The following is a 12,101-nucleotide window of genomic DNA, read 5'->3' on the forward strand; positions in this document are numbered from 1 at the left end:
CAATTCAAACTGAGCCTGCAGCTCTTACTGCAGGCTTGGCTCTTTATAGCCATTCTTGGGCTGTCGAAGCGAGAACACAAAACCCGCGCCGGTACTACCTAGACTGCTGGTCTTGGTTACGTTAACACTGCGAACTTTATGTGAAAGTGAAATATAGTGTGTTAAAACAAAAAGCGCAGCCAATTGGCTGCGCTTTGCTTTATAGCTTAACCACTATTTATAATTGAACGACTAAAAACTACAGTCTTGACGGCTTACTGTGCGGGTCGCCTTCAATATGGTCTTTCGGCCCGCGCGGTTTGGGTTTTGCGGCAATGGGCACGTCTTCTTCGGCCTCCTCACCTTCCTCGTCAATGTCCCAACTGCCCTCTTCGCTCCATGGGTCGTCGTCTGGGAACTCACCTATGTTGATTTCTTTTACCGAGTAGTCGGGCTGGTAACGCATGTCATAGTTTGCGGCCCGTACAATAGCAATACACAACATAAAGGCTACGGCTAATAGCGGTACGCCCCCTATTATTGATGCGGTTTGCAGTGTTTCTAACCCGCCCACAAACATAAGCACTATAGGCATGAAAGATAGCGCAAAGGCCCAGAACAAACGGTTCCAGCGCAGTGGCTCTTCGTCTACTTCTTTTTGTACTACGGCGGCCAAAATGTAAGAAATGGAATCGAACGTTGTGGCGGTAAATATAAGCGCCAGTAGCGTGAATACAGAAATAACTAAATAGTCGAGCGGCAGCGTATGCAGCATGGCAAAAATAGCCGCTGTTGGGCTTTCTTGGTTCAGTATGGTAACTACGTCTAGTTCACCTGAAAGCTGTAAATACAGGCCGTAATTCCCCATTACCATGAAGAATAAGAAGCAGCCCATAGTACCGAAGAACATAGAGCCTGCCACCATAGTACAAATAGTACGGCCCCTTGAAATACGGGCAATGAATAAGCCTACGCTTGGCGCGAACACCAGCCACCAAGCCCAGTAGAAAATAGTCCAGTCTTGCGGAAAGTGGGTGTTTTCAAAGCCGTTGAACTCGGCGAAGGGCTCTAGCCATGTGGCCATTTTAATGATGTTACTCATTACTCGGCCCAAGGCGTCTAAGCCGGTATTGGCCATAAATAGCGTGGGCCCAACAATGAAGATAAATAACAGTAACCCTACGGCCAGCCAAAAGTTAATGTCTGACAGCAGCTTAATGCCCTTTTTTAAACCTACATACGCGCTGTAGCCGAATATGGCGGTACAGGTTATTAGCACCACCACCTGCGTAGTTAGCGATTTAGGTACACCGAATAGTTCGTGCACCCCTTCGTTTATCATAGGTGCAGCCAAGCCTAACGTGGTGGCCCCGCCGCCTAACATGCCGAAAATAAAGCTGATATCGATAATTTTGCCTAGCCAGCCATGAGCCATTTTCTCGCCTATTACCGGCATTAGGGCTTCGGATATTTTAAGTACGCTGTGATTACGTACGTAGTAGAAGTAGGCAATAGGTACCGCAGGAATAAGGTAGATAGCCCAGGCTAACGGCCCCCAGTGGAATATACCGTAGGCCGCGGCCCATTTTGCGGCTTCTGGAGTCTCGCCTTCTATGTGAAACGGCGGCGCTTGGTAGTAGTACACCCACTCAATCATTGACCAGTACAAGATAGACGCCCCAATACCGGCACAAAATAGCATAGCAGCCCAGGATACCGGCGAGAACTCAGGCTTTTCTTCAGGCTCGCCCAGTTTTATTTGGCCAATGTCGCTGAACATGATGTACACCATGAAGCCACCTGCGCCTACACCAAGTAACAGGTATAAAACGCCCAGTTTGCTTGTGACGAATTCTTTGGCCGTGGCTACCCACTGTGCGCCTTGGTCGGGCCAAATGATAAGGGGAATGGTGACGGAAAGAAGAAGAATAAGAGAGCCGAAAAACGTAGGCTTATCGATTACGCTAAACGCGGTTTCCTGTTCAGTGCTAGCCTTTGATGAGGCTGCATCTCGGGTATTACTACTCATACACGATCCTTTGTTTTATTTTTATAGACGCCATTATGCTGTACAGCTTTAAACGGGCGATCTTTTAAAATAGTTTAACAGATTTACGGCTTGCTTGTTTTATTGCAGCTATTAGTGAGATAAAGCGCTAAATACTAAGACGGGGCAGATTGGTGTATTTGCACGATTGAATTAACAGACTTTCCGGTCATTTAGCCGTAAAATCTAAAACATTAGATTATTATTATATTTAAATTTCAACTTTACGTTTTTAGTTGTAGAAGGTTAAAGGAGAGCATTTTGGAAAACTGGACATCAACTCCCTTTGAGCCGTTTGCCGGTTTGGTGGGCGGGCTGCTTATCGGTTCATCGGTGGTTTTATTACTGCTTACCCTAGGCCGTATTGCGGGCATTTCTGGTATTGCTGCAGGCGCGATGACACAGCGCGGCATTGAACGCTACTGGCGCTTGGCGTTTTTAATAGGGGTTGTTTTATCTGCTGTGCTTTACATGGTGTTTGTTGGGGATTTACAGGTGCAAACGCAAATGAGCTCGGCATGGTTAGTTGTGGCTGGCTTACTCGTAGGCTTTGGTACACGTCTTGGCTCTGGGTGTACATCGGGCCACGGAGTGGCTGGCCTTTCAAGGCTATCCCCCCGCTCTATTGTTGCCACGCTCACGTTTATGGGTGCGGCTGTACTTACCACCACAATTATCAGGCACCTGTAAATAACCGAGGAGAGAATATTATGAGAGCAATTATCGCCTCGCTACTTTGTGGGCTGTTGTTTGGCTTAGGCCTGCTAATTTCAGGTATGAGTAACCCTGCCCGTGTACTTAACTTTTTAGATTTAAGCGCCAACTGGGATGCCACGTTAGCGTTCGTAATGGGCGGTGCTATTTTAGTAGCTGCGCCAGGTATGTACTGGGTGCGCAAGCGCAACAAGCCGATGTTTGCGAACAAGTTCGATATACCAACTAGCAAAACTATTGATGCTAAATTGATATTGGGCTCTGCCGCTTTTGGTATTGGCTGGGGCATTAGCGGTTTTTGCCCAGGCCCTGCTGTAGTTGCCATCGCCTCGCTTCAAACTGATGTGCTGATGTTTGTTGGCGCGATGATCATTGGCATGCTGGCGCAGCATTGGCTGAAGCCTAAATCGGCTTAAAATATAACTGCTTCTTTCCTTGCGGCTTTATCCCTTGGTGGGGATAAAGTCGTAATTGTCCCCTCTAGAGGATAAACCGTGGCAGCCACTTACAAAAAGTGCAAATAGCTCACTTAACGATTTGCGGTTTTCCCTTTCAATAAACCCACACCCAAAGAAGCCATGGTTACGGCAATAACGCCATTTAGATAGCTGAAAAAGGCATAGGGTACGTAATCGAGCACCTCAACCCCCAAGGTCGCAGAGTAGAACGCGCCGGCGGTTGTCCAAGGTATAAGACCTGTAGTCATGGTAGCGCCCTCTTCTACCGACCGAGACAGCACGGCAGGGTCGAGGTTTTGTTGTTCATATTTTGCTTTGAACAACTGACAATTTAATATGATTGAGATGTAGGCTTCGCCCATAGCTACATTGCCCAAAAAGCCAGAGGCTATGGTTACCGCTATTAAGCTTGCTGTGCGCTTCACCCGTTTGATAATGCCCGCCAACAGCGCCGCTAAAAAAACCCGCACCGTGTAATATTCCGCCTAATGCGATTGCCATTAGGGCAAGTAGTAACGTCCAACTCATACTGCTAATACCGCCCCGCCCTAGAAGCGCATCTAAGTTGTCGATACCCGTATTTTGCGGGGTATTCTCCCAAAGCGCATTGAGTACGCTTATGGTGTTAGCGTTTTGGTAGAAGATAGCAATGATAACGGCAAGCTGAATGACATGGTGACTTCAGCAGGGACTTTTTTGATGCTTAGTACCGTAAGTAGCACCAGCGGTAACAGTGTTATATAGGGCGCAAGGTTATAGTGCTTGGCAAGCGCTGCTTTAATTTCAAATACCTGTTCAACATTTAAATTCTGGTTTGCGTAACTAAAACCTATTACCAAGAAAATAACGAAAGTAAGAAGGAAGCTAGGCACCGTTGTATAAAGCATGGAATACATATGCCGATAGAGGTTCGTGCCCGCACTCATAGCCGCAAGGTTGGTGGTATCAGAAACCGGAGACATTTTATCGCCAAAGGTTGCTCCACATACCACCATGGCCGCTACAATGGGAGGCGGTATATTCATGGCAGCGCCAATACCCATTAGCACCACGCCCATAGTCCCTACGGTTCCCCACGATGTGCCTGTTGATACCGACATTACCGCACAAAGAATTAACCCCACTGCCAGAAACACACTGGGGTTTAGCCAACTTAACCCATAATAAATGAGCGTTGAGATAGTGCCGCTTTGCATAAAGCTGGCGATAACCATTCCAATGAGTATGAAGATATAAATTGCCGGCATGGCCCGGGTTAATGCGCTGGTCATTAATTCGCGAATTTGCAGGTACGAGTACCCCAAACTAAAAGCATTCGCCCCAGCCCACAGCAAACATAAAAATATGAGCGCGTGAAGGCTAATACCTAAGCCGAACAACCCACCTGCTATTAACGCGACAATAACGCCAAAACAAAGCAGTGACTGAGCAAAACTGGGGCTAGGTAAAGATTGAGGCGACGTTAGTGACACGTGGATACGCTTAAAAATTAAGTGGTAAGAACAGTATAACGACTTTGCGATGTGGTGTGATCAAGAAAAGAGCAGCGTTAGTCATTACCTATTCAGGTTTGCCTTTCTGCCGAGGAGCATTTTGAAAAGATTGTCGATAACAACCCGCCGTCATGCCTATGTGTTTTTTGAAGAACCTTGAGAAGTAGGGGTAATCCTTAAAGCCAAGGCTGTAGCATAGGTCTTGTATTGGTTGTTGGGTGTAAACCAATTTCCGTTTCGCTTCGTCAATTAATCGCCTTTGAATAATGTTTTTGGGTGACTCTCCTAAATTTTTATTAGATAGGCGATTTAAGCTAGACATAGAAACAAATAGTTCGCTGGCATATTTGGATAAGGGCCAGTGCTCTAGGTAGTGCTCTTCTATTAGCCTTTTAAATTTGGTCAATATGCGCGCTTCGTGTGGCCCAGCACTGTATTCAAGCTGCTGCTCTGCTGCTAGTCGTTGAAGGGTTAACAACACAAGCTTTGTTAACAACAGCAATGATTGGTCTTGATTTTGTAGGGCACGCTTTAGCTCGTCGCGAATATCAACGAAGTATCGCGTTAACCTATTAAACTGCGGACTGTCTTCTTGAAACACGTGAGCAGAATGGAAAAGGTTGTTTATGGCGGTGTCTTGCGCATTTTGCATTTCTTCGCCCAAGATAGCGCTTGTAACAGATAGTACAAAACCTTTAATGTTTGGCTGAAACGTAAAGCCATGTACTACCCCCATAGGAATAGTTACTGCGCATTTCCCCCTTATGCTGAATGTTTTTTTGTTTAACGTAACGTTTGCCTGCCCATCTAAAATGTACAACACTTGAAATAAATGTGCATGTCTGTGCGGTTTTATTACCCAGTCCAGGCTTTCACTTCGCGTGGAGATATCTTCCAAATGCACCGCTCCCGGCCTTTCTATAAGCCCACTTTCCCCATATAGGTCGTAGTTTGGATATTGATGAATTTGCGATGTCATTTTAAAAACCATATTAAACACAATTTTTAACTTGATTGAAAAGTACAATAAAATGAGTGAAAAGTTAATAATTTGTTACCGCATTTAACTTCACACTATTTGCACAATATTCGCAAAGGTAGTGAAGATGAAAACATTAACCACACAAGTAGCTATTGTTGGCTCTGGCCCTTCTGGCTTATTGCTTGGTCAACTCTTAGCTAAGCAAGGCATAGATAACATTGTTATAGATAGAGCAAACAAAGATTATATTTTAAGTCGTATTAGAGCGGGCATTTTGGAACAGGGGTTTACCGATCTTGTGCGAGAGGCCGGCGTTGGTGCTCGCATGGACAAAGAAGGTGAAGTGCATGATGGTTTCGAGATTGCCATTGACGATAAAACGGTCCATATCGATTTAAAAACGTTGGCAGACGGTAAAGCTGTTATGTGTTACGGCCAAACCGAGATCACTAAAGATCTTATGGAAGCACGCGAGGCCGCAAAATTAACCAGCTTCTACGAAGTTGAAGATGTGACTTTGAACGACATTGATACCGCATCACCCTATGTGGTTTTCAAAAAAGGGGACGATGTTTACAAGCTAAATTGCGACTATATCGCTGGATGTGATGGTTTTCACGGTGTTTCTCGTAAAACTATTCCTGAGTCTGAAAGAACAGAGCACGAGCGAGTTTACCCATTTGGCTGGCTAGGAGTGCTTAGCGATACGCCGCCTGTTAGTGAAGAACTTATTTATTGCAAAAGCCAACGGGGCTTCGCTTTAGCAAGCAGACGTTCTTCTACGCGTTCGCGTTATTACCTTCAGGTGCCTGCCACTGACGCGGTAGAAAACTGGACAGACGAAAGGTTCTGGGATGAGCTTAAAAAGCGCTTACCTGCAGAGGTTGCCCAAAAGCTCATAACTGGGCCAAGCATTGAGAAAAGTATTGCTCCTTTGCGTTCTTTTGTTTGCGAACCTATGCAATACGGTGCACTTTTTCTTGTTGGAGACGCTGCACATATTGTTCCCCCAACAGGCGCAAAAGGCTTAAATTTAGCAGCATCCGATGTGGCAACTTTGTACAAAATACTTTGTCGCGTTTATCTTGAAGGCGACAACTCACATATTGAAGACTATTCAAAAATTGCATTACGAAGGGTATGGCACGGCGAACGATTTTCGTGGTGGCTCTCGAACATGCTGCATAATTTCGATAATGAGCATGTTAACGATATGGGCCCAGAGACATTTCAGCGATTCATGAACTCTGAGCTGGATTACTACACGTCTACCGAGGAAGGGAAAAAGGTTATTGCCAACCAGTATGTAGGCATGCCCTATGAAAACTTAAGTAGTTAGCCGCAGACGTTCAGTTACGTTTATATTCATCTAGCACTTCAAGGAAGCGTCTTTGAAGTGCTGTTGGCTGCCAATCGCGTCTTAGTGTGTAGCCTATTTCTCGACAGCTATCTGGCAACGGGTTAGGGCTTACATAAAGCAAACCAGCATCGACCTCATCTTGAACTTGCCTTGCAGATAACAAGGTTACTCTGTCGCTTTTTAACAAGATTCCACGGATCGCCATCATAGAACTGCATTCGATAATATCTTTGGGTACCGGCATAGCTTCAAGCTCGAACATGCGATTAAAAACCTTTCGCGTTGGCGTACCGGCTTTGGGAATAACCCACTGCCATTTACTTATGTTGGAAGCGTAAGTCCCCTCTTCTATGGTCGCTAAAGAAGGATGGTGCTTGCGCGCTACAACGTGCAGTTTATCGTCAAACAATTTGTGCTGCGTGATTGTGTTATCAAGGTTGGGGGCACGCAATGCCCCTACAATGATATCAACTTGCCCTTGCAGCAAGCCAACAAGTTGTTCCTCATATGGGCCGTCAACAATACTCACTTCTGCTTGGGGATATTCCTCTAATAACCGCAACACCGCCATAGGTACTATGTTTGCCCTTGCCAGCGGCAAACTGCCTATACGTATTTTGCCAGAGCGCTGCCCAACGAACTCGTTGACTTCCTGCAGCCCTTGTTCAATTTCGGCAACAAATAAATGAGCAAGACGGGCAAGCTGCTTTGCTCTCCACGTTGGTTCAACTCCAGTGGGAATTCGACGAAATAACTTTTGTTCAAGCGTAAATTCTAGGTCTTTGATTGTTTTACCCAGCGTTGGCTGCGTTAAACCCAGCTTTGTCGCTGCGTTGGTGTAATTTCCGGTATCTACGACCGTAATTAATGCAATAAGTTGACGGGTTGTAATCAGCCGTAAAAACCCTTCTTTTCTCTTCGCACTTTTTTCAAACACGTTATTGGCAAAAGACAGTAAATAGTCGAACGCTCTTGTTACCCGCTTCAAAAAAACATCGCCTACATCTGTTGTAAACATACCTGACTGGGTGCGCTCGAAAATTGTGTGGCCAAGCTGAGACTCCAGCTTGTTAATGCCCTGCGTTAAGGCCGATTGTGATAAATGAATATGCTGAGACGTTTCGGTTAGCGTACCGAACTCTCTAACTTTCATAGCACTAAGCAAGTGACGCGTATTAAAAATCAACGTATGCCCCTAATGTTTTTTAGTCATTATAGAAAAAATTAATAGCAAAGGGCAGCAATCTAACGTTCTTTTCAGCGCCGGGTTATCCATAATCGGGGGACTTCAATATCAAAGGAATACCTTAATGGCTATTTGCGTAACAGACTGCCCACGACCTTCTCTGTCAACCATTGAAAAATATCAGGGGTCAGAGGTTGCTACCGTTCACGAAGCGCAGGGTAGAAAGGGGCTTTTAGCGCAAGATATGCGCCCTATTTATCGACCTGCTCAAATAGCCGGCCCTGCGGTTACATGCCAAGTAGCGCCGGGAGACAACTGGATGATTCATGTCGCGGTTGAGCAGTGTCAGCCGGGAGATGTATTGGTTGTTACGCCAACCAGCCCTTGTTCAGATGGCTTTTTTGGTGACCTATTGGCTACATCGTTAAAAGCAAGAGGGGTAAGAGGGCTGATTATTGATGCAGGTGTTCGCGATATCGCTACCTTAACTGACATGAAATTCCCCGTGTGGTCTAAAGCCGTGTTTGCGCAAGGCACCGTAAAAGAGACGATTGCTAGTGTTAATGTACCTGTTGTTTGTGCAGGTGCTTTGATAACCCCTGGGGATATTGTTGTTGCTGATGATGATGGCGTGGTGGTGGTTAAACAAGAAGAAGCAGATGACACGTTTGAAAAGGTTAAGCTGCGCGTAGAAAACGAAGAGTCGAAACGCAAACGTCTTGAACAAGGTGAGCTTGGTCTGGATATTTATAATATGCGCGAACGCCTGGCAGCTAAAGGCCTTCGCTATGTAAAGTACGGTGAGCAATAGCACTTATGAAAGCCGTAACTGCTTGCCTAATGAGGGGCGGAACCTCTAAAGGACTCTATTTTTTAGCCAAAGATTTACCCCTTGATGTTCACCATAGAAATGCCTTTTTATTGTCGGTTATGGGCTCCCCCGATAGCCGGCAAATAGACGGTGTGGGCGGTGGTCACCCGCTAACAAGTAAGGTGGCCGTCGTGAGCCCGTCGTCTAATCCAGCAGCCGACGTTGACTACTTATTTTTACAGGTAGCGGTAGATAAAGCCCAGGTCAGCGATACGCAAAACTGCGGAAACATTCTTGCCGGCGTGGGTGCGTTTGCTATTGAGCAGGGGCTAGTAAAAGCGCAGGACACGACAACCGATGTACGTATACGCATGGTGAATACCAACACGTTCGCTGTAGTAAGAGTTCAAACGCCTAACGGCGTGGTCAATTACGAAGGCAGTGCGAGTATTGACGGCGTACCTAATACCGGCGCCCCTGTTTATATCGACTTTTTAGATGTTGCAGGCTCTTCCTGTGGAAGCTTATTCCCCACCGGGGCCGCTCAAAATACCGTAGAAGAAATTAACATTACGTGTATAGATAATGGTATGCCGGTCGTGCTAATTGATGCCCATTCGCTGGGACTTAAGGGAAACGAAACACCAGAACAATTAGAAAGTAATGCCGCCTTAAAACAAAAAGTAGAAGCCATCAGGCTTAAGGCTGGCGAAATGATGCAGTTAGGCGATGTCACGGCCAAAACGATCCCTAAGATGACGATTATTTCTGCCCCTCTCAATGGCGGAGATATCAATACTCGCACCTTTATTCCACACAGAGTACACGACGCTATTGGCGTATTAGGTTCAGTTAGCGTTGCCACGGCTTGCTTGGCAAAAGGCACCGTTGCCTATGACCTTTATCGCCGCCATTGCGCTAAACGTGATAGCGAATTGCAATTTGCTGTGCCTCTTGCAATTGAGCATCCAACGGGAGCGTTCAAGGTAGATATGGAGGTCGCAAATGCTGATGCATTCGAAACATTTGAAGTGAAGCGCGCCGCTTTACTGCGCACCGCCAGACTGCTTATGCAGGGGACGGTGTTTGCTCCCGACTCTGACCCTACACTAGCTCATGAATAAAAACGATAAAGAGGACCGAACATGATCATTGATTGCCACGGACATTACACCACTGCACCCGAGCCACTACAGCTTTTCAGAGAGGCGCAAATTAAAGCGTTTAAAGACGGCAAGGCGCTGCCTGAAGTTCCTTATATTAGCAATGACCAAATTCGAGAAAGTATTGAGAAAAACCAGCTTAAATTACTAAAAGAGCGTGGTTCAGACATGACAATATTTTCGCCGCGCGCGTCTGCGATGGCGCACCACGTTGGCGATGAAGCAGTATCAAAGCAGTGGACCAGCGCATGCAATGACCTGATTAAGCGCGTTGTCGATTTATACCCTCAACACTTTATTGGTGTGTGTCAATTACCCCAGTCACCCGGTGTTCCAATCAAAAACTCTATTGATGAGCTAGAGCGCTGTGTTAATGAGCTGGGCTTTGTAGGCTGCAACTTAAATCCAGACCCCTCCGGTGGCCATTGGACATCAGCGCCTTTAACGGACAAAAGCTGGTATCCTTTCTATGAAAAAATGGTAGAACTAGATGTACCAGCCATGATCCACGTGTCGGGCTCGTGTAACGCGAACTTCCACGCTACGGGTGCTCATTATATGAATGCAGATACCACGGCATTCATGCAATTTTTGCAGGGTAATTTATTTAAGGACTTCCCCGAACTACGCATTATTATTCCACACGGCGGCGGCGCCGTACCTTATCACTGGGGGCGTTATCGTGGCTTAGCTGATATGCTAAAGCAGCCTCCACTCGATGAACATGTAATGCAAAACGTGTATTTTGACACCTGTGTTTACCATCAACCCGGGATAGACCTGTTATTCGATGTTATTGACATTAAAAACATTCTATTCGGCTCAGAAATGATTGGCGCAGTGCGAGGTATTGACCCTCAAACGGGTAATTATTTTGATGACACAAAACGCTATATTGATGCGTTGGATATTCCAACAGAAGATAAGCAGTTAATATTTTCTGGCAATGCTCGTAGGGTATACCCTCGACTAGATGCCAAACTAAAAGGAATGGGGCTATGAGCAAATTTACCGTTGATCCAGATTGGTTACACTGGCACCCATCACCGTCGAAACCACAGTTTACATTACCGCAAGGCGCGGTAGATGCGCACTGCCATGTGTTTGGCCCTGGTGAACAATTTCCTTTTGCTGCTGAGCGAAAATACACACCATGTGACGCATCTAAGTGGCAGTTGTGGGCGCTGCGTGATTATTTAGGTTTTAGCCGAAATGTTATTGTGCAGGCGACATGTCACGGTGCCGACAACCGTGCATTAGTTGATGCGCTCAACAACTCTCAGGGACTTGCGCGAGGCGTTGCCACCGTAAAACCTGATATTTCAGATGAAGAGTTGTATGCACTGCACGAAGCTGGGGTACGAGGCGTGCGCTTTAACTTTGTTAAACGTTTAGTCGATGCCCTGCCGTTTGATGCATTAAATACAGTAGCGCACCGCATTAAAGAACTTGGCTGGCACATTGTTATTTACTTTGAAGCCCAAGAACTACCAGAGCTTTATTCGTTTTTTACCGCACTGCCTACCACGGTTGTTGTTGATCACATGGGTCGTCCCGACGTGAGTAAACCGGTAGACGGTGAAGAGTTTGGGTTATTTCTAAAACTAATGACAGAGAACACCAATTTTTGGTCGAAGGTGAGTTGCCCAGAGCGAATCTCACTAGCTGGGCCGAGTAATGGTTACCACGATGTCATCCCTTTCGCCAGAGAAGTGGTTGAACGCTTTCCAGACCGTGTTATTTGGGGCACAGATTGGCCTCACCCGAATATGAAAAGTCACATGCCGGATGACGGAAAGCTGGTTGATTTCATTCCGCTTATTGCCTCTACAGAAAGATTACAGCGCAAACTTTTGGTTGATAACCCAATGAAGCTTTATTGGTCTTAAGGCTCGATACTGCTTTTGA

At 46.1% G+C, this 12,101-nt stretch carries 10 protein-coding genes and 1 pseudogene; 7 read left to right on the forward strand and 4 right to left on the reverse strand.

Annotated features, from left to right (window positions below; all coding sequences use genetic code 11):
* Positions 1-238: 238 nt before the first annotated feature.
* Positions 239-2,008, reverse strand: a complete 1,770-nt coding sequence (locus ACYX4N_RS01015; protein WP_476055326.1) for a BCCT family transporter — start codon at positions 2,006-2,008, stop codon at positions 239-241.
* A 279-nt stretch (positions 2,009-2,287) separates the two neighbouring features.
* Between ACYX4N_RS01015 and ACYX4N_RS01020 the strand changes: the two genes are divergently transcribed.
* Complete coding sequence (locus ACYX4N_RS01020; protein ID WP_476055327.1) at positions 2,288-2,716, forward strand: YeeE/YedE family protein; 429 nt, start codon at positions 2,288-2,290, stop codon at positions 2,714-2,716.
* Between the two features lie 20 nt (positions 2,717-2,736).
* A complete protein-coding gene (locus ACYX4N_RS01025) occupies positions 2,737-3,156 on the forward strand; it encodes a DUF6691 family protein (protein ID WP_476055328.1) in 420 nt (139 codons plus the stop codon).
* 113 nt (positions 3,157-3,269) lie between these two features.
* Here ACYX4N_RS01025 and nhaC read toward each other — a convergent pair.
* Positions 3,270-4,670 (reverse strand): annotated as a pseudogene (gene nhaC, locus ACYX4N_RS01030) (Na+/H+ antiporter NhaC).
* Positions 4,671-4,758: 88 nt separating this feature from the next.
* On the reverse strand, positions 4,759-5,670 hold the full coding sequence (locus ACYX4N_RS01035; protein WP_476055329.1) for a helix-turn-helix domain-containing protein: 912 nt from the start codon (positions 5,668-5,670) through the stop codon (positions 4,759-4,761).
* Positions 5,671-5,797: 127 nt separating this feature from the next.
* Between ACYX4N_RS01035 and pobA the strand changes: the two genes are divergently transcribed.
* Positions 5,798-7,012 (forward strand): 4-hydroxybenzoate 3-monooxygenase, encoded by a 1,215-nt coding sequence (gene pobA, locus ACYX4N_RS01040; protein WP_476055330.1) that lies wholly within the window; start codon positions 5,798-5,800, stop codon positions 7,010-7,012.
* A gap of 10 nt (positions 7,013-7,022) precedes the next feature.
* On the opposite strand, the gene ACYX4N_RS01045 is transcribed toward pobA, so the two are convergent.
* The gene (locus ACYX4N_RS01045; RefSeq protein WP_476055331.1) at positions 7,023-8,219 is read right to left on the reverse strand and encodes a LysR family transcriptional regulator; all 1,197 of its coding nucleotides are present in this window, start codon (positions 8,217-8,219) and stop codon (positions 7,023-7,025) included.
* 124 nt (positions 8,220-8,343) lie between these two features.
* On the opposite strand from ACYX4N_RS01045, the gene ACYX4N_RS01050 reads away from it, so the two are divergent.
* From ACYX4N_RS01050 to ACYX4N_RS01065, 4 genes are read left to right on the forward strand one after another with little or no spacing between them, the layout of a single operon-like run.
* On the forward strand, positions 8,344-9,030 hold the full coding sequence (locus ACYX4N_RS01050) for a 4-carboxy-4-hydroxy-2-oxoadipate aldolase/oxaloacetate decarboxylase (protein ID WP_476055332.1): 687 nt from the start codon (positions 8,344-8,346) through the stop codon (positions 9,028-9,030).
* Between the two features lie 5 nt (positions 9,031-9,035).
* Positions 9,036-10,154 carry a 4-oxalomesaconate tautomerase gene (locus ACYX4N_RS01055; RefSeq protein ID WP_476055333.1) on the forward strand — a complete coding sequence of 373 codons (1,119 nt, stop codon included), beginning with the start codon at positions 9,036-9,038 and terminating at the stop codon, positions 10,152-10,154.
* Positions 10,155-10,175: 21 nt separating this feature from the next.
* Positions 10,176-11,195, forward strand: a complete 1,020-nt coding sequence (locus tag ACYX4N_RS01060) for an amidohydrolase family protein (protein WP_476055335.1) — start codon at positions 10,176-10,178, stop codon at positions 11,193-11,195.
* The gene (locus ACYX4N_RS01065) at positions 11,192-12,082 is read left to right on the forward strand and encodes an amidohydrolase family protein (RefSeq protein WP_474803082.1); all 891 of its coding nucleotides are present in this window, start codon (positions 11,192-11,194) and stop codon (positions 12,080-12,082) included. Before ACYX4N_RS01060 ends, ACYX4N_RS01065 begins: the two co-directional genes overlap by 4 nt.
* Positions 12,083-12,101 lie beyond the last annotated feature (19 nt).

It is taken from the genome of Alteromonas sp. ABH4_452, from assembly GCF_056311825.1.

What these genes read in the sequence shown, in the direction of transcription:
- ACYX4N_RS01015 (WP_476055326.1), bottom strand. Translation starts at nt 2,008, where the DNA reads ATGAGTAGTAATACCCGAGATGCAGCCTCATCAAAGGCTAGCACTGAA.
- ACYX4N_RS01025 (WP_476055328.1), top strand. Translation starts at nt 2,737, where the DNA reads ATGAGAGCAATTATCGCCTCGCTACTTTGTGGGCTGTTGTTTGGCTTA.
- ACYX4N_RS01035 (WP_476055329.1), bottom strand. Translation starts at nt 5,670, where the DNA reads ATGACATCGCAAATTCATCAATATCCAAACTACGACCTATATGGGGAA.
- pobA (WP_476055330.1), top strand. Translation starts at nt 5,798, where the DNA reads ATGAAAACATTAACCACACAAGTAGCTATTGTTGGCTCTGGCCCTTCT.
- ACYX4N_RS01050 (WP_476055332.1), top strand. Translation starts at nt 8,344, where the DNA reads ATGGCTATTTGCGTAACAGACTGCCCACGACCTTCTCTGTCAACCATT.
- ACYX4N_RS01055 (WP_476055333.1), top strand. Translation starts at nt 9,036, where the DNA reads ATGAAAGCCGTAACTGCTTGCCTAATGAGGGGCGGAACCTCTAAAGGA.
- ACYX4N_RS01060 (WP_476055335.1), top strand. Translation starts at nt 10,176, where the DNA reads ATGATCATTGATTGCCACGGACATTACACCACTGCACCCGAGCCACTA.
- ACYX4N_RS01065 (WP_474803082.1), top strand. Translation starts at nt 11,192, where the DNA reads ATGAGCAAATTTACCGTTGATCCAGATTGGTTACACTGGCACCCATCA.